Genomic DNA, 22061 nt, shown 5'->3' with positions numbered 1-22061 from the left:
ACTATGGCAAAGAACAAAATCGAGCGCATCGACCAGGAGATCGCCAAAACCCGCGAGAAGATCGCGGAACAGCAGGAAAAGCTGAAAGACCTGGAAGCGCAGAAAACCGAGGCGGAGAACCTGGAGATCGTCCAGATGGTGCGCGCCCTGCACATGACCCCGGCCCAGCTGTCCGCCATGTTGTCCGGCGGCATGGTGCCCGGCCGGGCGGCGGCTCCCGCCAATCCCGAACAGGAGGAAATGACCCATGAAGAATAAGAAGATTTTCAGAACCCTTGCCGCCCTTTGCACCTGCCTGATGCTGATGGGCGGCTTTTCTGTGACCGCCTTTGCCCAGGGCGCTGACCCTGCGCCCACGGCCACACCGGCTGCGGACGCCACCAATGACAGCAACGTGGTGGTGGAGGAAACTGAGGACAGCCCTGCCCTGACCCCGGAGGGCAACGCGGCCCTGGTGGATGACTTTGGCGGCAACAAGCAGCTCATCACCGTCACCACCAAGGCAGGCAACTACTTCTATATCCTCATTGACCGCGCCAACGAGGACAAGGAGACCGCCGTTCACTTCTTGAACCAGGTGGACGAGGCTGACCTGGAGGCCCTGATGGAGGACGGCGAGACGGCGGAGGAAACGCCCGCTGTCTGCAACTGCACGGAAAAATGCGCCGCCGGTGCGGTGAATACGGCCTGCCCGGTGTGCGCCGTGAACATGGCGGAGTGTACGGGCCAGGAGCCGGAACCTACGCCCGCCCCGGAAACAGAGCCGGAGCCGGAACAGGAACCGGCGGGGCTGAACCCGGCGATGCTGCTGGTGGTGCTGGCTGTGCTGGGCGGCATCGGTGCGCTGGTCTACTTCAAATTCATCAAGCAGAAGCCCAAGACCAAGGGCAGCGACAACCTGGATGATTACGACTACGGCGAGGACGATACCGAACAGGAGGATGCGGACCCCTGGGAGACCGAGGAATCTGACGAGCCGGAGGACGCCGGCGGGGGCGGCGATGAGGAAAGCGAGAACTCGGCCAAATGACCCGGTTCACCGACAGCCCCTATGAACCCATGATGACGCGCAGGCCGGAGGGCGGGAAGGCGGCTTCCCGTCCTCCCTCTTTATCTCCCGGCCACCCCTGTTATGGCTGCGGAAACTACCGCCCCGGCCAGCCCTGCGTGGGTTTCTGCCACAAAGAGCTGACCGCGTGGCTGCGTGAAAGGAGAAAAGCAAAATGAATTATTTTATCCAATTTCTCATTGTGTTCGACCTGATCTGCTTCGGCGTCTACTTTGGCGGCGACATCATTTGCACGGCGCTTGCCAAGGTGCGCAAAAAGCCGGGCCAGAAAGACCCCTATGAATTTGAGGTGGAGGACGAACCCGCTGAACCGCCGCTGTCTATCGACGCCATCCGCCACTTGTTCCGCGGCGAGGTCCGCGATTTTGTCTGCAACAAACTTCTGCCCAGTGGGCAGGAGACGCTTTCCGCCCTGACCGAGCCGGAGCAGACAGCGGCCAGGTTCCTGTTCTGCGCCTTGATCGGCTATCTCAAAGAGGAAGCCCCGATGGATGAGCAGAGCTTCCCGATGGTGATGGAGATGCTGAACTACGCTGAGGGCGCGAAAGAGGACGGCGACAAGGACGTGATCGACATTCTGATGGAGGAAACCGCCGCCAGGACCCGCCAGCGCGAGGAATATTTCAGCGATTACCGCCGTTACCAGCTCATGCAGGTGGATAAGGCGCGGGTGCTGCTGGCCTGCCGGGTCATCATCAACGACCTGCTGGGAAAGCTGTACCGCTATGATTACAACGTCGGCTATGACTGCCTTCTGGACGATGGAAACAGTGTTTCCAGAAAACTGAAAAAATCTAATGCAGAAATGGAGGTTGAGGAAGATGCGCCTTGTGATCGCTGAAAAGCCCTCGGTGGCAAAATCCCTGGCCGCCGTGCTGGGGGCCACTTCCCGCAAAGACGGCTACCTGGAGGGCGGCGGCTGGCTGGTGAGCTGGTGCCTGGGGCATCTGGCCGGGCTGGCGGATGCCGCCGCCTACAACCCCGACTATGCCAAGTGGCGCTATGATGACCTGCCCATTTTGCCGGAAACCTGGCGTTTTACCATCGCCAAGGATAAGCGGAACCAGTTTGACGTGCTGCGCACCCTGCTGTGGCGGGAGGACGTGACCGAGGTAGTCAACGCCTGCGACGCCGGGCGCGAGGGCGAGCTGATCTTCCGCACGGTCTACTGCCTGGCGGGCTGCCAGAAGCCCATGAAACGGCTGTGGATTTCCAGCATGGAGGATTCCGCCATCCGGGATGGCTTTGCCAACCTGCGCCCCGGCGCGGACTATGACGGGCTGCACCAGGCGGCCCTCTGCCGGGCCAAGGCGGACTGGCTGGTGGGTATCAACGCCACCCGGCTGTTTTCGGTGCTGTACCACCGCACCCTCAACATTGGCCGCGTCATGTCCCCGACACTGGCTCTCATCGTCCAGCGGGAGGCCGAGATCGACGCCTTCAAGCCGGTGCCGTTCTATACTGTGGCGCTGGACCTGCCCGGTTTTACCGCTGCCAGCGCCCGCATGGACAAGAAAGCCGATGCCGAACAGCTGAAAACTGCCTGTCAGGGTGCGGCTGCCACGGTGAAAAAGGTGGAACGCAAGGACAAATCCGAGAAGCCGCCCGCCCTCTATGACCTCACCACCCTCCAACGAGACGCCAACCGCCTGTTAGGCTTCACGGCGCAGCAGACGCTGGACTATCTGCAAAACCTCTATGAAAAGAAGCTCTGCACCTATCCCCGGACGGACAGCCGCTACCTGACCTCCGATATGGCCGAGGGTCTGCCGGTGCTGGTGAATCTGGTCGCCAACGCCATGCCGTTCCGCAAAGGCATCGCCATTTCCTGCGATGCGGCGGCGGTCATCAACGACAAGAAAGTGACCGACCACCATGCGGTGATCCCTACCCGGAACATCCGGGAGGCGGACCTGTCCGCTTTGCCGGTGGGCGAACGGGCCATTCTGGAACTGGTGGCTCTGCGGCTGCTGTGTGCGGTGGCCCTGCCCTATATCTACGATGAAACTTCTGTCACGGTGGACTGCGCCGGTGCGGAGTTTACCGCCAAGGGCCACACGGTGAAGCAATCCGGCTGGCGGGCGCTGGACGCCGCCTACCGGGCCAGCATGAAAAATGCGGAGCCGGACAAAGAGACCGAGGACAAAGCCCTGCCGGAACTGGCCGAGGGCCAGGCGCTGCCAGTCGCCGGTGCCGCCGTCAAGGAGGGTAAGACCACCCCGCCCAAACACTTCACCGAGGACACGCTGCTTTCTGCGATGGAAACTGCCGGAAAGGACGATATGCCGGAGGACGCCGAGCGCAAGGGGCTGGGCACCCCCGCTACCCGCGCCGGGATTTTAGAGAAATTGGTGTCCACCGGCTTTCTGGAACGCAAAAAGAGCAAGAAAACCGTGCAGCTTTTGCCGTCCCACGACGCCATTTCCCTGATTACCGTCCTGCCGGAGCAGCTGCAATCCCCGCTGCTGACTGCTGAATGGGAGTACCGGCTGGGCGAGATCGAGCGCGGCGAGCTGGCCCCGGAGGACTTCATGGCCGAGATCACCGCCATGCTGAAGGAGCTGGTGGGGACTTATCAGGTCATCAAGGGCAGCGAGTACCTGTTTGCCCCGCCCCACGAGGTGGTGGGCAGATGCCCCCGCTGCGGCGGTGAAATTGCAGAAATGCAAAAAGGCTTCTTCTGTCAGGACCAATCTTGCAAATTTGCGATCTGGAAGAACAACAACTGGTGGGCAGCGAAGCGCAAACAGCCCACCAAGGCCATTGTGGCGGCGCTGCTCAAAGATGGCCGCGCCCATGTGATGGGGCTGTACTCCGAGAAAAGCGGCAAGACCTACGACGCCACCGTGGTGCTGGAAGATACCGGCCAGTACGTCAACTTCAAGCTGGAATTTGACCGGCAGAAAGGCGGCGGCAAATGAAATTGAGTTTGTATGAACAGGAAACGATTATCCTCTACAACCAGGCCGAGGCCACCGCCGAGGTCTATTCCCACGACCCGCGCCTGCTGGAAAAGCTGCGGCGGCTGGCGGAAAAATACCCGGACCAGATCGTGAAAAAGGACCGTCAGACCTTTACGGTGCCCAAACGCTGCGTGTCGGTGCGGGAGCCGTACAGCGCCGAGCGCCGCAAGGCCGCCAGCGAACGGGCCAAGGCCGCCGGGTATAAACCGCCCGTCCCGAAAGCGGGCGGCAAGTAAGCATGGGCGAGAGCGTATTTGAAGTCGTAAAACAGTCCGTCACCGCCAGAGAGGCGGCGGAGCTTTACGGCATCGCGGTGGGGCGCGGCGGCATGGCCTGCTGCCCCTTCCACGATGACCGCCACCCCAGCATGAAGGTGGACACCCGTTTCCACTGTTTTGGCTGCGGCGCAGACGGCGACGTGATCGACTTCACCGCCAGGCTCTACGACCTGTCCCCCAAGGAGGCCGCCGAAAAGCTGGCCCAGGATTTTGGCCTTTCCTATGACAGCAAGGCCCCGATCCGGCGAAGTTATGTCCGGCAGAAAACCGAGGCGCAGGTGCGGAAAGAAAAACGAGAACACGGCTGGCGTGTCCTGACGGACTACTATCACTTGCTCCGAAAATGGGAGGCCGACTATTTCCCCAAGACGCCGGACGAGGACCCGCACCCGCGCTTTTTGGAGGCCATCCAGAAAAAAGACTACATGGGCTATCTGCTGGACGCCTTTCTCGACAGCAGCACCGAGGAACAGGACCAGTGGATCGCAGAACACACCGCTGAAATTTCGGCCATAGAAGGGAGAGTGAACATTATGGCTGACAAACCCACCAACCGAGAACGGTTGCAGCAAATCACGGCGGGCATTGAACAGGGTATCAAGGAACTGTTCGAGAGCGAAAAGTATATGCGCTACCTGTCCGTAATGTCCCGGTTCCACCGCTACTCCGTCAACAACACCATGCTCATCTATATGCAGAAGCCGGACGCCACGCTGGTGGCCGGATACAACAAGTGGAAAAATCAGTTTGAGCGCCATGTGAAGCGCGGTGAGCATGGCATCACCATCATCGCACCCACGCCGGTCAAGAAAAAGATCGATGAACAGAAGCTGGACCCGGACACCAAGGCCCCCATCCTGGACGCGGAGGGCAAGGCGGTCATGGAGGAACGGGAGGTTGAAATTCCCATGTTCCGCCCGGTGAAGGTGTTCGATGTGAGCCAGACGGACGGGAAACCGCTGCCGGAGCTGGCGTCCACCCTTTCCGGGAGTGTCCAGAACTACGAGGCTTTCATGGAGGCCCTGCGCCGGTCCGCGCCGGTGCCGCTCTCCGTGGAGCCGATGGCCGCCAACATGGACGGGTATTTCTCGCCGGACCAGCAGCGCATCGCCATCCGGGCAGGCATGAGCGAGGTGCAGACCGTTTCCGCCGCCGTCCATGAGATCGCCCACAGCAAGCTGCATAACTACGCCCAGGTCCAGGAGGAAGCGGCCAGGGCCGGTGACAAGGAGCCGCCCAAGAAGAAAGACCGCAACACCGAGGAGGTGGAGGCCGAGAGCATTTCCTACGCGGTTTGCCAGTATTACGGTATCCAGACCGGCGAGAACAGCTTCGGCTACATCGCCAACTGGAGCCAGGGTAAGGAGCTGCCGGAGTTGCGTGCCAGTTTGGAGACCATCAACAAGGCGGCCGGGGAACTGATCGCGGACATTGACCGGCATTATAAGGTTATCTGCAAGGAGCGCGGCATTGACCTGACTGCCCAGCCGGAACAGGCGGTGCCTCAGTCGGCCGCAGAGGAAACACCCACCACGCCTGAACCCAGCACCGAGTACCGCGAGGCCCTTCTGGTGCTGGACGATACCACCTATCTTCATGTTCAGCTCTGCGACACCGGCTGGGACTACACGCTCTACGATGTTGCGACCATGAAGCAACTGGACGGCGGCCAGCTGGACGCGCCGGAGCTGCCCCTGTCCACCGCCGCGCTGAAAATCTGCGAGATGCACGACATGGGCGGCCAATCCATCCAGTATGCGCCGCTGTCCATGATTGAGACCTTGCAGGAGGCGGCTGTCCAGCAGATGCAGGCAGCGGCCAAGGCCGCCGCCCCGGAAACCACCCAGCTGCCGGACGCCCCGGAGCAGCATCTGGACGAATACCCCATGCCGGACCCGACGCTGACCCAGGACGATTTGGAAAAGTGCGGCTATCTGGACGGGGACCTTCTGCCCCTTTCCAAAGAACGCGCCTATGAGCTGATGGAGCGCGACCTGACCGTTTACATCATCCAGCAGGGTGAGAATCCGGCGATGGCTTTTGATACCACTGACCTGGATGCCCATGACGGTATCTTTGCCGTTACTCGCGAGGAATGGGAGGAAAGCACGGCTTTCGATGCCCAGGTCAAAGAGCGTATGGACCACCAGCAGGAACGGGAGCAGGCGTTCCTCGACCATAAGGGCGACTGCTTTGCCATTTATCAGGTGAAGCACACCGATGAGCTGCGGGACATCCGCTATGAGGGGCTGGAATGGATCAAGTCCATCGGGCAGACGGTGCAGCGAGACAACTACGATCTGGTCTACACCGCGCCGCTGACCCCCGGCGACCTGAAAGGCAGCGTGCTGGACAATCTTGAATACCGCTTCAACAATGAACACCCCGCCGACTACCGCCACCCGTCCATGAGCGTCAGCGACATCGTTGCCATCAAGAGGGACGGCAAGGTATCCTGTCACTACTGCGACAGCTTCGGCTTTGCCGAGGTTCCCGGCTTCCTGCCGGACAACCCGCTGAAAAATGCGGAGATGGCCGTGGAGGATGACTACGGCATGATCGACGGTATCATCAACAACGGCCCCAAGGAGCAGACGGTGGCCCAGCTGGAACAGCAGGCCCGTAGCGGCCAGCCCATTTCCCTGATGGACCTGGCTGCCGCCGCCCACCGGGAGGACCGGGATAAAAAGAAATCCGTTGTGGAGCAGCTGAAAAGCCAGCCCAAACCCGAACATAAAAAGACAGCGCCCAAAAAGAGCGCGGAAAGGGAGATCTGATATGAACGCTTTGACCTTTGAGGAAACCAACCTGCTGTGCATCTACAACCCCGGCACCCGCCAGGGGGCCATCGAGGCCCTGACCGAGATGCGCGGCCACTTGCAGGCGGACGAGACCGAGCTGCTGGCCCTGACGGACAGCACCCTCGCCAAGCTGCGTGCCATGACCGACGCCGAGTTTGACGAGCTGGAACTGTACCCGGATTTTGACGAGTAACCCGCTGTTTTAACCAGCCGGGACGGCCGCCGTGCCGCCCCATTTTCATATCCGAAGGAAGGGAGGATAGAACCCCATGCCAACCAAAGCAGAACAATATGCGCAGATGGCCGACCAGGTGGCGCGGCAGCTCACCGGCAGCTGGCAGGAGTGGGCGGGCTTTCTCACCACCGCCGCCCGACTTTACAAATATCCGTTCCATGAGCAGATGATGATCTACGCCCAGCGCCCGGACGCCACTGCCTGCGCCGAGTACGACCTGTGGAACAACCGCATGGGCCGGTATGTGCGGCGCGGGTCCAAGGGTATCGCGCTGGTGGACGATTCCGGGGACCGGCCCCGGCTGCGGTATGTGTTTGATATTTCTGACACCGGCACCCGTGAACACTCCCGCACCCCCTGGCTGTGGACGATGAACGAGGAACACGCCGCGCCGGTCATGGCGATGCTGGAGAGTAGCTACGGTGTGGGCGGCGAAGAACTGCCCCAGCAGCTGGCCGATGTGGCCGCCGGTCTGGCGGAAGAATACTGGACGGATCACTGGCAGGACATTCTCTATATCGTTGACGGTTCCTTTTTGGAGGAGTACGATGAGTACAACATCGAAGTCCAGTTCAAGTCCGCCGCCACGGTCAGCATCACCTACGCCCTGATGTCCCGCTGTGGGCTGGAGCCGGAGCAGTATTTCGGCCATGAGGATTTCATGGCGATCTTCGACTTCAACACCCCTGCCACCGTGGGGGCGCTGGGCACGGCGGTCAGCCAGATAAACCAGCAGGTGCTGCGGCAGATCGGCGTCACCATCCAGAACTATGAGCGTGCCAAGAGCGCGGAAAGGAGTGCCACACATGGAGAACAACCTGACTTACACGAGGAACGGCGATTACCTGATCCCCGACCTGAAGCTGTCCGAACAGCCGGAGAAGCCCCTGGGCAAGTACGGCAGGATGAGGAAAGCGTATCTGAAGGAACACCGGCCCATCCTCTACAACCAGCTGCTGATGACCGAGAAGCTGTACCCGCACCTTCGGGAGATCGACGAGACCGCGAACAGCCGTCTGGAGCAGATGATGCCCCGGCTGGCAGAGTCGGCGGGCGCGACGGAGGCGCTGAAAGCTCGCGACCCGATGGCCTGGGTGGGCCTGATGAACACCTGCAAGGCCCAGGCGGAGGAGATTCTGCTGGCGGAACTTATCAACAGCTGACCTTAAACCTGTTCCTCTCCGAAGCGGAACAAATCCAAAGAATAGACGAAGCAGAGAGTGTGAAAACGCCCTCTGCTTTTTCTATGCCAAAACCCGCTGCGCAGGCGGAACCTGTGCGCCGGGCGCTGACCCAGGCGGAAATCGACGCCGCCATCCAGGAATGGAACGGCAATATTGAAAGTAAGAACGCGGTTGTCCGCTACATGAAGGACCACGCCCGTGAAAAGGATACCGCCGCCTGGCTGCGGCAGGAGTACGGCGATGACCTCCCGGCCTTACCTGTGACGGTGGACGGCGCGGTGGGCGACGTGCCCTGGCCCAAGGTGCAGCGCCGGATCGCCCAGCTCATCAAGGAAGATCGGTTCTATACCGAAGCGGAGCAGGACCGATTTGACAACATCGACCCCATCGCCATTCGGGAGGCCCTGGCCGAGCGCGGCATCGTGAACGGCCAGGTGGTGGACCCGGAAAAGCTGGACAACGATCCGTTCATCCAGCAGGTCATGCGGGATGTGGAGGCCGTCGCGGCCGAGGAACAGGCCGAGGCAGCGGCAAAGCCGCCTGTGCCTGACTTATCCGGCCAGCCCATCACCCGCGAGGGCGACACCCTCACCATCGGCAGCGGTGAACCTACCCATGAGATCGACATCACCGTTTCTGACGAGGAATATGAGGCTATCCGGCAGACTATCCCGGAAACAGAAGAGCCTATCGCCTACGACCCCGCAACACCCCCTTACCATGTGGGCGATACGGTCTATCTGGACAATCAGGAATACCAGATCACCGAACTGCGGGAGGATACGGTGCAGCTGCTGCCTACCGGCATGAGCTATCCCATCTTCCGGGCTGAGAGCCGGGAGCGGTTCGAGCAGCTTCTACAAAACGACCTGCGAAACGGCCCCGTTACCGAGTTCCTTTACGTTGACCCGGAGAAAGCGGACCAGGACCTGCGAGAAGTGCTGACTTCCGGCCTGTTTACCCGGCACGACAAGGAGTATATTTCTCACTGGCTGCGGGATGGCGAGGGCAACACTAAAATTGCCCAGCGGTTATCTGAGCTGTATTCCGGGCGCGTGGAAACGATGGACCTTGTGACCGGCGACATAGCGGACTACCGCACCTTCACCACCAGCGTTGAGGTGGAGATCCTGGACCATGAGGAACGAAAACTTACGACCCTGGCATACCACTGGGATGAACTGGCTCCGCTTCTCCGGGGACTGTATGTGTATGAACTGGACGGCTTCTTCCAAGACCCGGAAGGCTTTAAGCGGTATGTGGTAGAAGAAACATCGGATGCGTTTGAAGAACCCTTCATTATTCGCGACCAGCAGACGGGGCGCTATTATGATCTGGATGATATATACCAGACCTTTGAAACAAGGAAAGAAGCCGAAGCCTTTGCGGTCCGGTTGAACACGCCCTTCCTGGAAGGAATCCCATCTTACCAGGTGGGCGATCAGGTAACGCTCCCTGCGCCCGACCACCCCATCGCCGGCACGATTGATGCCATTGAAGATACAACGGTCCGTATTTATACCGGGCCTTACACCTGGAGTTATGATGTCATCAGCCGGGAACAGTTTGAAACCTGGCTGCGCCAGGATGAGCGAAATGCCGGACTGTTCACGCCGGACACCAGAGAAACCCCTGCGCCGGAAATCACCTCCGAGCCGGTAACGGTCTATCCCGGCGACAAAAACGGACTTCCCTATGATGTGGTGGTGGAACGGCTACACATAGACGAGCCGGAACCCACGCCGCCGGAACAGCGTCCGCCTGAGAATTTCCGCATTCTGGACGATGACCTGGGGAAAGGCGGGCCAAAGGAAAAGTTTTGGCGCAACATCAAGGCGATTGCCACGCTGAAGCAGATCGAGCAGGAAAATCGCTATGCCACCCCAGAAGAACAGCATATTCTCTCACAATATGTGGGCTGGGGCGGCGTGGCGGATGCCTTTGACCCGGACAAACCCGCGTGGGCCGCCGAGTATGTGGAGCTGAAAGAACTGCTGACCCCGGAGGAATACGCTGCGGCCAGGGCCTCCACCCTCAACGCCCACTACACCAGCCCCACCGTCATCCGCGCCGTTTATGAAGCCGTGGAGCGGATGGGCTTCCGCACCGGCAACATTTTGGAGCCGTCGATGGGCGTGGGCAATTTCTTCGGGTTACTGCCGGAGAGCATGGCCGGGAGCCGTCTGTACGGCGTGGAGCTGGACAGCATTTCCGGGCGCATCGCCAAGCAGCTCTACCCCAAGGCCGACATCACCGTGGCGGGCTTCGAGACCACTGACCGGCGGGACTTCTATGACCTTGCCATCGGCAACGTCCCTTTCGGACAGTATCAGGTAAACGACAAAGCCTACAACAAGCTGGGCTTCAACATCCACAACTACTTCTTCGCCAAGGCGCTGGACCAGGTGCGGCCGGGCGGCGTGGTAGCTTTCGTCACCAGCCGCTATACAATGGACGGCAAGGATTCTACCGTGCGCCGATATCTGGCCCAGCGGGCCGAGCTGCTGGGGGCGATCCGTCTGCCCAACAACTCTTTCCGCGCCAACGCCGGGACCGATGTAGTGTCCGACATCCTGTTTCTGCAAAAGCGGGACCGTCCGCTGGACATCGCCCCGGACTGGACGCAGACTGGCCGGACCGAGGAAGGCTTCACGGTCAACCAGTATTTTCTGGATCACCCGGAGATGGTGCTGGGCCGCCCTACCGCCGAAAGCACCCAATACGGCAAACAGGATTACACCGTGGCCCCCATCGAGGGGCTGGAGCTGGCCGATCAGCTGCACGATGCCGTGAAGTACATTCGCGGCACCTACCAGGAGGCCGCGCTTCCGGAGTTGGGCGAGGGCGAGGACATCGACGAATCCCTCCCGGCTGACCCTAACGTGAAGAACTACTCCTACACGGTGGTGGACGGCGCGGTGTACTTCCGGGAAAACAGCCGCATGGTGCGCCCTGACCTGAACGCCACCGCCGAGGCCCGCGTCAAAGGGCTGGTGGGGCTGCGGGATTGTGTGCAGCGGCTCATCGACCTGGAGATGGACGCCGCCACGCCGGATGCCGACATTCGGGCGCAGATGGCCGAGTTGAACCGCCGCTATGACGATTTTTCCGCCAAGTACGGACTTATCAATGACCGGGCGAACCGGCTGGCTTTTGCCGATGACAGCAGTTATTACCTGCTCTGTGCGCTGGAGGTGCTGGACGAGGATGGCCGGTTGGAGCGCAAGGCAGATATGTTCACCAAGCGCACGATTAAGCCCCATGAGGCTGTCACCACCGTAGACACCGCCTCCGAGGCCCTGGCAGTCTCCATTTCTGAAAAAGCCTGCGTGGATATGGCCTACATGGAACAGCTCACCGGCAAAACCGGCGAAGAATTGGCTGACGAGCTGCGCGGTGTCATCTTCCGTGTGCCGGGCCAGACTGAGCCGGACGGAACTCCACATTATGTGACCGCCGACGAGTACCTGTCCGGCACCGTGCGCCGGAAACTGCGCCAGGCCCAGCGGGCGGCGGAGCAGGACCCGGCCTTTGCGGTCAACGTGGAGGCCCTGACTGCCGCCCAGCCCAAAGACCTGGACGCTTCCGAGATCGAGGTGCGGCTGGGCGCAACGTGGATCGACAAGGAGTATATCCAGCAATTCATGTACGAGACCTTCGACACGCCTTTTTACCTCCAGCGCAGCATTGAAGTCCACTACACCCCCTTTACGGCGGAGTGGCAGATCTCCGGCAAAAATGTTGTGGGGCAAAACAACGTGGCCGCCTATTCGACCTACGGGACCGGCCGCGCCAATGCCTATAAAATCCTCGAAGATTCCCTCAATCTGCGGGACGTGCGAATCTACGACACCGTGGAGGACGCGGACGGCAAGGAGCGCCGGGTGCTGAACGCCAAGGAAACCACCCTGGCCGCGCAAAAGCAGCAGGCCATCCGGGATGCTTTCCGCGACTGGATTTGGCGCGACCCGGAGCGGCGGCAGGCGCTGGTGCGCCAGTACAACGAGGAAATGAACGCCACCCGCCCCCGCGAATATGATGGCAGCCACATTGTTTTTGGCGGCATGAACCCGGCCATCACCCTGCGGGAACATCAGAAAAACGCCATCGCCCATGTACTGTACGGCGGCAACACGCTGCTGGCCCATGAGGTGGGCGCGGGCAAGACCTTTGAAATGGTGGGGGCCGCGATGGAGGCCAAGCGCCTGGGCCTGTGCCAGAAATCCCTCTTTGTGGTGCCAAATCACCTGACCGAACAGTGGGCTTCGGAGTTCCTGTGTCTGTACCCGTCCGCGAACATCCTGGTAACGACCAAAAAGGACTTCGAGAAGCACAACCGCAAGAAGTTCTGCGCCCGCATCGCCACCGGCGACTACGACGCCATCATCATGGGTCACTCCCAGTTCGAGAAGATCCCCATCAGCAAGGAACGCCAGGAGCGGCTGCTGCATGAGCAGATTTGGGAAATCACCGAGGGCATCGCCGAGGTGGAGGCCAGCGGCGGGGAACGGTTCACCGTCAAGCAGCTGGAACGCACGAAAAAGTCTCTGGAAGCGCGGCTGGAAAAGCTGCAAGCCGAGGGCCGCAAGGACGATGTGGTGACGTTTGAACAGCTGGGCGTAGACCGGCTGTTCGTGGACGAGGCGCACAATTACAAGAACCTCTTTCTCTACACAAAAATGCGCAACGTGGCGGGCCTCTCCACCACGGATGCGCAGAAATCTTCAGATATGTTCGCCAAGTGCCGCTACATGGACGAGATCACCGGCAGCCGGGGCGTCATCTTTGCCACCGGCACGCCGGTTTCCAACTCTATGACCGAGCTTTACACCATGCAGCGGTATCTCCAGTATGACCGCCTGCAAGAGCTGGGCATGGCCCATTTTGACTGCTGGGCCTCCCGCTTCGGCGAAACCGTGACGGCGCTGGAGCTGGCCCCGGAGGGAACCGGCTACCGGGCAAGAACAAGATTCAGCAAGTTTTTCAACCTGCCAGAGCTGATGAATCTCTTTAAGGAGGTCGCGGACATTAAAACCGCCGACCAGCTGCACCTGCCCACGCCCCAGGTGGAGTACCACAACATCGTGGCCCAGCCCACCGAACAGCAGCAGGAAATGGTGAAGGCGCTCTCGGAACGCGCTTCCCTGGTACACAGCGGCACGGTGGACCCGTCCCAGGACAATATGCTCAAGATCACCAGCGACGGGCGCAAGCTGGGGCTGGACCAGCGGATCATCAACCAGCTGCTGCCGGATGAGCCGGGCACCAAGGTCAATCAGTGCGTGGACAATATCATGCAAATCTGGCGGGATGGCGAGGCTGACAAGCTGACCCAGCTGGTGTTCTGCGACATCTCCACGCCCCAGGCCCGGCCCGCCAAAAAGGTAGCCAAGGCGCTGGACAACCCGACCCTCTACGCTTTGGAGGACGCGGTGCCGCTGGATGAGCCGGAACCGGCCTTTACCGTGTACGAGGACATCCGGCAAAAGCTCATCGCCCAGGGTGTGCCCGCCGAGCAGATTGCCTTTATCCATGAGGCCAACACCGAGGTGCGCAAAAAGGAGCTGTTCTCCAAGGTCCGCACCGGCCAGGTGCGCGTCCTGCTGGGCAGCACGGCCAAAATGGGCGCGGGCACCAACGTGCAGGACCGCCTGGTGGCGCTGCATGACCTGGACTGCCCGTGGCGGCCCGGCGATTTGGCCCAGCGAAAGGGGCGCATCGAGCGCCAGGGCAACCAGAACGAGACCGTCCATGTGTACCGCTATGTCACCGAGGGGACTTTCGACGCCTACCTCTGGCAGACGGTGGAAAACAAACAGAAATTCATCAGCCAGATCATGACCTCCAAATCGCCGGTGCGAAGCTGCGACGATGTGGATGAAACGGCGCTTTCCTTTGCTGAGATCAAGGCACTGTGCGCCGGGGACCCGCGCATCAAGGAGCGCATGGACCTGGATGTGGACGTGGCGCGGTTAAAGCTGATGAAGGCCGACCACCAGAGCAAGCAGTACCGCTTGGAGGACCAGCTGCTCAAAACCTTCCCGGAGGAGATCGAGAAAAACAAGGGCTTTATCGCCGGGCTGGAAACCGATATGAAAACGCTGGCGGAACACCCGCACCCGGAGGACGGTTTTGCCGGAATGGAAGTGCGGGGCGACACCCTCACCGACAAGGAGAACGCCGGGGCGGCGCTGCTGGACGCCTGCAAGGAGGTCAAAGGGGCCGACCCGGTGCCGGTGGGCAGTTACCGGGGCTTCACCATGTCGGTGTCGTTTGACGCTTTCCGGCAGGAGTATATGCTCCTGCTGAAAGGCCAGATGACCCACCGGGCGACGCTGGGCACAGACCCCCGTGGCAACCTCACCCGTATCGACAATGCGCTCAGTCAGATGCACCAGCGGCTGGAGGCGGTGAAGAACCAGCTGGACAATCTCTACCAGCAGCAGGCCGCCGCCAAGGCGGAGGTGGGCAAGCCCTTCCCCCAGGAGCAGGAACTGCGGGACAAATCTGCCCGGCTGGCCGAACTGGACGTACTGCTGAACATGGACGGCCGGGGCCGACCTGCGCCGGAGGCGGTGCTTGCCAAGAGCAGCCGCCCCTCGGTGCTGGAGGGGCTGAAACGCCCGGTGCCGCCGCGCTGCTCCGAAAAGAAACCCAAACACCACGAACAGGAGGTGCGATAACATGAATCCCGACAAAAACGCGGTCCTCTATGAGAAGATGGCCGCCGAACAGGACAAGTTCCGGGACTGGCTGAAAAGCCAGCCCCCGGAGGAAATTCTAAAGCATACCTATGAGTACACGGTCCGGGAGGATATTTTGATGGCGATGGAGGAGCTGGACCTGCCACAAAGCCGGGCCGCCGCGCTGCTGGCGTCGCCGTCCCCGCTGGCCGATGTCTACAAGGAGTTTTCTGACCGGGAGACTTCCTACATGGATGTGGTGCGGGACAGCATTGAGCAGCGGGCCGAGGCGGCGCTGGACGCCCAGCGGGAACTGCCGCTCTACCGGCACGACGCCACCTATGCCCGCGAACAGGGCGACCTGGATTTGTACCGGGCGTCCCGCCGCGCCAACATCGCCTGCAAGGAGGCCATTGAGGCATCCATTTCGGAACATTACCGGGACAACCGGCTGGACAAGGATGCGGTGCCCCAGGTGATCGAGCAGTTCGGCTACACCCGCACCCTCTATGTGCTGGCAAACACCGTACAGCAGAAAGATTGGGATGAGCGTTTCAGCCCGGCCAACAAGGCGTGGGCAAAGACGGTGGACATCCCATCCAACCCGGACGGCTTCGGCGGCGAACGCAATCTGGACTTTGTAGTGGACAGCCACTCCGGCCTGGTCGATCTGTTCTTAAGCCAGGCGCGGCAGGATTATCTGCGGCTCCAGCCGCTGACGCCGGAGGAAATCCGCGCCGAGGCCGCCCGGCTCTTGCAGGAGCTTCGTGCGCCGGATACGCCCAACAGCCCCCACGGCACCCACTATATAGCCCGCGTTTCGCCGGACTTTCTGGCCCGCGCAGGTTCCCAGGCCCACGACCAGCTGATGACGCTGCTGCCATTCCGCAGTCTGGCGATCACCGGCATGAAGGACCTGCCCGGCACCTATATCACCATCCTGGCCAGCGAGGACCGCAGCAAGGATCTGCGCCCGCCCCGCCGCTCTGTCCGCCGCCAACTGAAACAGGAGCCGCGCCCCGCTGAAAAGAAAGCTCACATCCATAAGAAAAAGGAGCCGGAACGGTGAGCGCCCCCAAGCGCAAGCGGGAAGTACAGCTGAACTTCCGGGTCTCGCCGGAAGAACTGGCGCTGATCGAGCAGAAGATGGCCCAGCTGGGGACAAAGAACCGGGAAGCCTACCTGCGCAAGATGGCCCTGGACGGCTATGTGGTGCGCCTGGAACTGCCGGAACTGAAGGAGCTGGTGTCCCTGATGCGCTATTCCAGCAACAACTTGAACCAGCTGGCCCGCCGTGCGCATGAAACCGGGCGCATTTACGACGCTGACCTGGAGGATATATCCCGGCGGCAAGAGGCTTTGTGGGATGGGGTACATCAGGTATTGACCCAGCTGGCAAAGCTGTCGTGACAGGGGCATACGCCCCGGCTGTGAGGGAGGTCCGGCGCGTGCGGGCTGCATCGCCGGGCCTCCCTCTTTTTTCTTTGTCGGTATCGTTGCGTTTTGGCGGGTTGTGCTTGATAATGGAGTCAGAAACGAGGTGATGGCTGATGTTGACGTTTGAAAACGTCTTGGAGATTTTTCAAGAATACCTGCTGCGCGACCCGGAGGAAGAAGTTCTCCCTTGTAAACGCGGCTATGTCCGATTGACCTGGGACAAGGATTCCCGCTACTGTGTGGATGGCATTCTCTGCCGGACCCCGGAGGAACTGTTCGATATACTTCTCTCGGATTTTCAGGATTTTGCCATGATCTGCCGGACGCGGGGGCGCCGGGAGGTGACAGAGGCGGACGAAAAGGCCGTAGAGGAACTGTGCCAGCCATACCTGGACTGGCGGAAGGAGGCGCTGAAATGAGAGCGGTGCTGTTTATTTTGAAATTGGGGCTGAAAATCCTTGCCGCGCCGGTAGTGCTGGCGCTGACGCTGTTCACCTGGCTGTGCTTCGGGCTGCTGTATGTGTCCAGCTTTATCTTCGGCCTGGCCTCCACAGTGGTGGCGCTGCTGGGGATCGCGGTGCTTGTGATCTACTCGCCGCAAAACGGCGTGATCCTGCTGGTGATTGCCTTCCTGGTCAGCCCGCTGGGCCTGCCGATGGCCGCCGCCTGGCTGGTGGGCAAGGTGCAGGACCTGCGATATGCGATCCAGGACGCGGTGTATGGTTGAATTGGAAGCGAAGAATTGCCGGGAGTGATTGACCGGCAATTTTTTGACTTTACTTTCGTGCTAATTTTGCGTATAATATTAGCATGAAAGGAAGGTGAAGAACGTGAGCCAATTTCAACGGCTGGACCAGCTGATGGAACGTCAGGATGGGATGCTGCGCACCGGGCAGGCCCTCGCGGCCGGGATCTCAAAACCTGTTTTTTATCAATTCGTGCAGTCTCGTGGGCTGGAACAGGCGGCGCATGGGATTTATCTTTCCAAAGACGCCTGGGTGGACGCCATGTATCTGCTGCATCTTCGTTGTCCGCAGGCGGTTTTTTCCCATGAAACGGCGCTGTTTTTCCACGACCTGACCGACCGGGAGCCGCTGGCCTATTCTGTCACGGTCAAGACAGGGTACAACCCCACCCGGCTCAAGGACGAGGGCGTCCAGGTCTTTACCATCAAGGCGGAGCTGCATGAGGTCGGCCTGACAACCGCGCAGACCCCCTTCGGTCACGATGTGCCGGTCTATGATATGGAACGGACGATCTGCGATGTGCTGCGCAGCCGGAGTCATATCGAGATGCAGACATTCCAGGACGCTTTGAAAGCGTATGCCCGCCGGAAAGACAAGGACCTGCGGACGCTGGTGCGCTATGCCAAGCTGTTCCGGGTCGAGAAGATTTTACGCCAGTATTTGGAGGTACTCCTATGATAAAGACAGCCAGACAGCTGAAAGATTTGATCCGTAACCTGTCAAAGAAAAATGCTGCGGATGCGCAGGTTTTGATGCGCAACTATATGATGGAGCGTTTTCTGGAACGCATTTCTCTCTCGTCCTACCGGGACAAATTCATCCTCAAGGGTGGGATGCTGGTGGCCGCGATGGTCGGTCTGGACGCCCGCTCTACGATGGACCTGGACGCAACGGTCAAGGGGGCCAACGTCAGTGTCGAGGATGTGGAGAACATGATGGCCGAGATCATCGCTGTTCCCATTGATGACGGCGTTACCTTCCAGGTGAAAAGCATTTCAGAAATCATGGATGAAGCGGAATATCCCGGCATCCGGGTCACGATGACAACGCTCTTTGACGGGGTGCGCACCCCGCTGAAAATCGACATTTCCACCGGCGACGCCATCACCCCTAAAGAGGTGCGGTACAGCTTCAAGCTCATGCTGGAGGACCGCTCCATCGAAGTTTGGGCCTATAACCTGGAGACCGTGCTGGCCGAAAAGCTGGAAACCATCATCACCCGCACCACGACCAACACCCGTATGAGAGATTTTTACGACATCGCCATCCTGCAACAACTCTATGGCAGCACTCTGGACCGGCACGTTCTCCATGACGCGCTGCTGGCGACAGCCCACAAGCGCGGCACCGAGCGCCATCTGGCCGAGGCCGCCGAGGTCTTTGATGAAGTGGAGAACAGCCCGGTCATGCAGGACCTGTGGGCGGTCTATCAGCAAAAGTTCTCCTATGCGTCCGACCTTGGCTGGGATACGGTCATGGCTGCGGTCCGTCAGCTGTTCGCTCGTTGCGAGGGCACGGTATGAAAAAGCGTGGACACTACTGCAAGGTCTGTGGCGAGTATAAGGCAAACGAAAAGTTTTCCGGCAAAGGCCATGCCGCGCACATCTGTAAAACCTGCGCCGCTCTCCCGCCAGAAAAGCAGGCGGAAGAAATGACGCTTACCCGGCTTGTCAACCTTCCCTGGCGATTATCTAAAGAACAGCTTTCATGGCTGAAGAAACGGATGAAAGACAGGCGGGATGCCGTGCGGGCCTTGGCAACGGAGCAGTATGAAATGCGGTTCCCGCCCAGGATGGAGCTGGATGAATTGGAAGATGGTATTGAGGAAGATTTCGATTTTGATATGGACGAGGAAACTGATATAGAGTAAACCGATGCGGTCTGTGATGAGCAGGCCGCTTATTTTTTGGAAAGGAGGCGGACCCCCACATGGCCACCACCCGCATCATGCCGCTGCACGCTGGCAAGGGCCGCACGGTCGGCAAGGCGATCAGCGACATCATCGACTATGTAAAAAATCCAGAAAAGACCGACCACGGCAGGCTCATTACCAGCTACCAATGCGACAGCCGCGTGGCCGACGCGCAGTTCCTGCTGGATAAGCAGACCTATGCCGCCCGCACCGGCCGGATGCGCGGAGCAGACGATGTGATTGCGTACCACTTGCGGCAGTCCTTTGTGCCGGGCGAGATCACGCCGGAGGAAGCCAATCGGCTGGGCGTGGAGCTGGCCCGGCGTTTCACCAAGGGTAAGCACGCTTTCATCGTCTGTACCCACATCGACAAGGCTCACGTCCACAACCATATTATATGGAACTCCACCACGTTGGAGTGTGACCGCAAGTTCCGCAACTTTTGGGGCAGCACCCGCGCTGTCCACCGCCTGAGCGACACCATCTGCATCGAGAATGGCTACTCCATTGTGGAGGCTCTCAAGCGGCGCGGCCAGAGCTACAACAAGTGGCTGGGTGATGCGGCGAAGCCCTCCCACAAGGAGCAGCTGCGCCAGGCCATTGACCGGGCGCTGGCACAGAAACCGGCCAGCCTGGAGGAGCTGCTGCGCCTGCTGAAACAGGACGGCTTTACCGTTCACCGGCGCGGCAAGACCATCTCCATCGGCGCGGAGGGCTGGGGCAACAACGTCCGCTTTGACCGGCTGGGGGACGGCTACACGCTGGACGATCTGCTGGCAGTCCTTTCCGGCCAGAAAGAGCATACGCCCCGCAAGCAGCCTGCCCCACAGGCCGCCCCGCCCAAGGTCAATCTGTTGGTGGACATCCAGGCAAAACTCCAGGCCGGAAAAGGTGCCGGGTACGCCCGCTGGGCCAAGGTGTTCAACCTCAAACAGATGGCGCAGACCCTCAACTATCTGTCCGAACACGGGCTGCTGGATTATGCCGATTTGGAAACCAAAACAGCAGAGGCGACGGCTCACTACAATGCGCTGTCCGATCAGATCAAGGCCGCCGAGAAGCGCATGGCCGAGATCGCCGTGTTGCGCACCCATATCGTCAACTACGCCAAGACCCGTGACACCTATGTGGCCTATCGCAAGGCCGGGTATTCAAAGAAATTCCGGCAGGAGCATGAGGAGGAAATCTTGCTGCACCAGGCCGCCAAGGAAGCCTTCAACGAGCTGAATGTGAAGAAGCTGCCCACCATCAAGGAGCTTCAGACCGAGTATGCCCAGCTGCTGGCGGATAAGAAAAAGGCTTACGGAGAGTACCGGCAGGCCCGCGCCGCCATGCGGGAGCTGCTGACGGTCAAGAACAATGTGGATCGGGTCCTGGCGATGGAGCAGACCGAACCGCAACAGAAAGAAAAAGACCACGGACAGCGGTGAGCTGGTCGCGGTCAAAAGCGTTCGCAAGAACGCGCAGCCACAGATTGAAAATCTGTGTTCAAAGGGGGCTTGGGGGACTTCCCACAACAAGCGCGTGGGGCTATCTGGATAGCCACAGGCATCGCTTGCCAGTCACTCCCGTCCTTATCTTGCAATATTACAAAGTCTGATTTTATGTGCGTTTTACTGTACTTATTAACTTTGTCCGTGACCATCGCTCATAGAACAAGGGTTTGTGCAGGGCCATGCGAATCCCGGCAAAGAATAGCCAGAACAAATACCCACCGATCAACAATCCATGCAGTACGAGTGATGCTAAGCTGTCCAGATGCAATACATCCATCAGAATGAATAGTAGCCGGTTCAAGCAATACGGCGCTCCGACCAGACCAGTTATCAGCAGGCCATACCGAAGAAAATATTGATACCAATGCGCTGTGTCGCTGTTCGCTTGCACGATTTTCATTCGTGTCAGCCGCTTACCTGGGGTCTGCCCGTGACAAAAAGCAGGAAGCAGCCCAAAGTATAGAAGAAATAGAACCGGCAGCCATTGAATGGAAAGGGTGATTCCAAACGGGACTACGAACACGGCCAGGATGCACGATGCAAAGGTCAGGCAAGCCATATCGGCCAGAAAGGCAAAAACACGCCGCGTAAAGGATATGGAAGCACCCCGTTGGAAGCTGACGGTATCCAACTCTTGCCGGGTGGGCAGCAGACGGCTCACCGGCCCGGCCAGAGCAAATCCAATCATGCTGCCCGCTGTGTTAACGATCAGGTCATCCACATCAAACAGGCGGTAGCTGCCCGGATAGACAAAATACAGACCGCTGAGCTGGGTCAGCTCGAAAAACAAAGATAATAAAAAGGACAGCCGCAATGTTTTACGCCAGTGATAACAAAAGTAGTATCTCAGATAGACGCCAAACGGCATCGTCATAAATAGATTGAAAATGGTTGTCCAGAAGGCGCTGCCTGTGAAAATGTGAAGCCAGCTGGCAGGCTGTCCAGGTTGGATTTCTGCTTGCTTGACTATATCGGCAAGAAAAGAAAACGGGATAAGCTGCGCCTTATGCCCATGCAGAGTGGCGGCCTTTTCCGGCGTAGGCAGCGGTAGAATGACAAGGCAGTAGACACAGAGAAGGTACAGAAGAAAGCTGTACACGATCAGAACCCGTAAACTGAGGACCGATCCATATTTATGATAACTCCATGCGATGTATGGCACCGTAAACAGGACGACGATCATCGGGTAAATGACCATCGCCTGCCGCAGTGCTTCAAGATATTGGCTCATCTGTTTTCCTTTCGGGGTTTTGTTCT

19 protein-coding genes are annotated in these 22061 nt (G+C 59.6%); 18 read left to right on the top strand and 1 reads right to left on the bottom strand.

Annotated features, from left to right (window positions below):
- Positions 1-3 precede the first annotated feature (3 nt).
- The 18 genes from C4885_RS01920 (at position 4) to C4885_RS01830 (ending at position 20738) form a co-directional block, all read left to right on the top strand.
- On the top strand, positions 4-258 hold the full coding sequence (locus tag C4885_RS01920; protein WP_105204183.1) for a DUF4315 family protein: 255 nt from the start codon (positions 4-6) through the stop codon (positions 256-258).
- Positions 248-1030 carry a DUF4366 domain-containing protein gene (locus C4885_RS01915; RefSeq protein ID WP_105204185.1) on the top strand — a complete coding sequence of 261 codons (783 nt, stop codon included), beginning with the start codon at positions 248-250 and terminating at the stop codon, positions 1028-1030. Before C4885_RS01920 ends, C4885_RS01915 begins: the two co-directional genes overlap by 11 nt.
- On the top strand, positions 1027-1227 hold the full coding sequence (locus C4885_RS01910) for a hypothetical protein (protein WP_105204187.1): 201 nt from the start codon (positions 1027-1029) through the stop codon (positions 1225-1227). The genes C4885_RS01915 and C4885_RS01910 overlap by 4 nt, the downstream gene beginning before the upstream one ends.
- On the top strand, positions 1224-1910 hold the full coding sequence (locus C4885_RS01905; protein WP_105204189.1) for a conjugal transfer protein TraG: 687 nt from the start codon (positions 1224-1226) through the stop codon (positions 1908-1910). Before C4885_RS01910 ends, C4885_RS01905 begins: the two co-directional genes overlap by 4 nt.
- Entirely contained in the window at positions 1891-3990 is a 2100-nt protein-coding gene (locus C4885_RS01900; protein WP_113998771.1) for a type IA DNA topoisomerase, read from the top strand. Before C4885_RS01905 ends, C4885_RS01900 begins: the two co-directional genes overlap by 20 nt.
- Positions 3987-4268 (top strand): hypothetical protein, encoded by a 282-nt coding sequence (locus tag C4885_RS01895; RefSeq protein ID WP_054334841.1) that lies wholly within the window; start codon positions 3987-3989, stop codon positions 4266-4268. The genes C4885_RS01900 and C4885_RS01895 overlap by 4 nt, the downstream gene beginning before the upstream one ends.
- A 2-nt stretch (positions 4269-4270) precedes the next feature.
- Positions 4271-7087 (top strand): LPD16 domain-containing protein, encoded by a 2817-nt coding sequence (locus tag C4885_RS01890; RefSeq protein WP_113998770.1) that lies wholly within the window; start codon positions 4271-4273, stop codon positions 7085-7087.
- A 1-nt stretch (position 7088) separates the two neighbouring features.
- On the top strand, positions 7089-7304 hold the full coding sequence (locus tag C4885_RS01885; protein WP_113998769.1) for a transposon-transfer assisting family protein: 216 nt from the start codon (positions 7089-7091) through the stop codon (positions 7302-7304).
- An 848-nt stretch (positions 7305-8152) separates the two neighbouring features.
- The gene (locus tag C4885_RS01875; RefSeq protein ID WP_105204196.1) at positions 8153-8509 is read left to right on the top strand and encodes a TnpV protein; all 357 of its coding nucleotides are present in this window, start codon (positions 8153-8155) and stop codon (positions 8507-8509) included.
- 503 nt (positions 8510-9012) lie between these two features.
- Complete coding sequence (locus C4885_RS17275) at positions 9013-15213, top strand: DEAD/DEAH box helicase family protein (RefSeq protein ID WP_371681614.1); 6201 nt, start codon at positions 9013-9015, stop codon at positions 15211-15213.
- 1 nt (position 15214) lies between these two features.
- Entirely contained in the window at positions 15215-16282 is a 1068-nt protein-coding gene (locus C4885_RS01865; RefSeq protein ID WP_105204198.1) for a DUF3849 domain-containing protein, read from the top strand.
- Positions 16279-16623 (top strand): plasmid mobilization relaxosome protein MobC, encoded by a 345-nt coding sequence (gene mobC, locus C4885_RS01860; protein WP_105204200.1) that lies wholly within the window; start codon positions 16279-16281, stop codon positions 16621-16623. The genes C4885_RS01865 and mobC overlap by 4 nt, the downstream gene beginning before the upstream one ends.
- 140 nt (positions 16624-16763) lie before the next feature.
- Complete coding sequence (locus tag C4885_RS01855) at positions 16764-17069, top strand: hypothetical protein (protein WP_105204202.1); 306 nt, start codon at positions 16764-16766, stop codon at positions 17067-17069.
- Entirely contained in the window at positions 17066-17377 is a 312-nt protein-coding gene (locus C4885_RS01850) for a CD1845 family protein (protein WP_105204204.1), read from the top strand. The genes C4885_RS01855 and C4885_RS01850 overlap by 4 nt, the downstream gene beginning before the upstream one ends.
- Positions 17378-17480: 103 nt before the next feature.
- The gene (locus tag C4885_RS01845; protein ID WP_113998768.1) at positions 17481-18074 is read left to right on the top strand and encodes a type IV toxin-antitoxin system AbiEi family antitoxin domain-containing protein; all 594 of its coding nucleotides are present in this window, start codon (positions 17481-17483) and stop codon (positions 18072-18074) included.
- A complete protein-coding gene (locus tag C4885_RS01840) occupies positions 18071-18919 on the top strand; it encodes a nucleotidyl transferase AbiEii/AbiGii toxin family protein (protein WP_105204208.1) in 849 nt (282 codons plus the stop codon). The genes C4885_RS01845 and C4885_RS01840 overlap by 4 nt, the downstream gene beginning before the upstream one ends.
- Positions 18916-19266: a hypothetical protein gene (locus C4885_RS01835; RefSeq protein ID WP_105204210.1), complete on the top strand. Its 351-nt coding sequence runs from the start codon at positions 18916-18918 to the stop codon at positions 19264-19266. Before C4885_RS01840 ends, C4885_RS01835 begins: the two co-directional genes overlap by 4 nt.
- A gap of 59 nt (positions 19267-19325) precedes the next feature.
- The gene (locus tag C4885_RS01830; protein ID WP_105204211.1) at positions 19326-20738 is read left to right on the top strand and encodes a relaxase/mobilization nuclease domain-containing protein; all 1413 of its coding nucleotides are present in this window, start codon (positions 19326-19328) and stop codon (positions 20736-20738) included.
- Between the two features lie 172 nt (positions 20739-20910).
- Here C4885_RS01830 and C4885_RS01825 read toward each other — a convergent pair whose 3' ends face one another.
- Positions 20911-22035 (bottom strand): VanZ family protein, encoded by a 1125-nt coding sequence (locus C4885_RS01825; protein WP_105204213.1) that lies wholly within the window; start codon positions 22033-22035, stop codon positions 20911-20913.
- Positions 22036-22061: the final 26 nt, after the last annotated feature.

This window comes from Subdoligranulum sp. APC924/74, from assembly GCF_003324125.1.
Taxonomy (GTDB): domain Bacteria; phylum Bacillota; class Clostridia; order Oscillospirales; family Ruminococcaceae; genus Gemmiger; species Gemmiger qucibialis.
The sequence above is the reverse complement of the archived record's forward strand: the minus strand, read 5'-3'. Positions and strand labels throughout refer to the sequence as shown.

Excerpts from the sequence above, each read along its gene's own strand:
- C4885_RS01830 (WP_105204211.1), top strand. The coding sequence starts at position 19,326 with ATGGCCACCACCCGCATCATGCCGCTGCACGCTGGCAAGGGCCGCACG.
- C4885_RS01875 (WP_105204196.1), top strand. The coding sequence starts at position 8,153 with ATGGAGAACAACCTGACTTACACGAGGAACGGCGATTACCTGATCCCC.
- C4885_RS01835 (WP_105204210.1), top strand. The coding sequence starts at position 18,916 with ATGAAAAAGCGTGGACACTACTGCAAGGTCTGTGGCGAGTATAAGGCA.
- C4885_RS01840 (WP_105204208.1), top strand. The coding sequence starts at position 18,071 with ATGATAAAGACAGCCAGACAGCTGAAAGATTTGATCCGTAACCTGTCA.
- C4885_RS01825 (WP_105204213.1), bottom strand. The coding sequence starts at position 22,035 with ATGAGCCAATATCTTGAAGCACTGCGGCAGGCGATGGTCATTTACCCG.
- C4885_RS01865 (WP_105204198.1), top strand. The coding sequence starts at position 15,215 with ATGAATCCCGACAAAAACGCGGTCCTCTATGAGAAGATGGCCGCCGAA.
- C4885_RS01900 (WP_113998771.1), top strand. The coding sequence starts at position 1,891 with ATGCGCCTTGTGATCGCTGAAAAGCCCTCGGTGGCAAAATCCCTGGCC.
- C4885_RS01920 (WP_105204183.1), top strand. The coding sequence starts at position 4 with ATGGCAAAGAACAAAATCGAGCGCATCGACCAGGAGATCGCCAAAACC.
- C4885_RS01915 (WP_105204185.1), top strand. The coding sequence starts at position 248 with ATGAAGAATAAGAAGATTTTCAGAACCCTTGCCGCCCTTTGCACCTGC.
- C4885_RS01885 (WP_113998769.1), top strand. The coding sequence starts at position 7,089 with ATGAACGCTTTGACCTTTGAGGAAACCAACCTGCTGTGCATCTACAAC.
- C4885_RS01850 (WP_105204204.1), top strand. The coding sequence starts at position 17,066 with ATGAGAGCGGTGCTGTTTATTTTGAAATTGGGGCTGAAAATCCTTGCC.
- C4885_RS01890 (WP_113998770.1), top strand. The coding sequence starts at position 4,271 with ATGGGCGAGAGCGTATTTGAAGTCGTAAAACAGTCCGTCACCGCCAGA.
- C4885_RS17275 (WP_371681614.1), top strand. The coding sequence starts at position 9,013 with ATGCGGGATGTGGAGGCCGTCGCGGCCGAGGAACAGGCCGAGGCAGCG.
- C4885_RS01855 (WP_105204202.1), top strand. The coding sequence starts at position 16,764 with ATGTTGACGTTTGAAAACGTCTTGGAGATTTTTCAAGAATACCTGCTG.
- C4885_RS01895 (WP_054334841.1), top strand. The coding sequence starts at position 3,987 with ATGAAATTGAGTTTGTATGAACAGGAAACGATTATCCTCTACAACCAG.
- C4885_RS01905 (WP_105204189.1), top strand. The coding sequence starts at position 1,224 with ATGAATTATTTTATCCAATTTCTCATTGTGTTCGACCTGATCTGCTTC.
- C4885_RS01910 (WP_105204187.1), top strand. The coding sequence starts at position 1,027 with ATGACCCGGTTCACCGACAGCCCCTATGAACCCATGATGACGCGCAGG.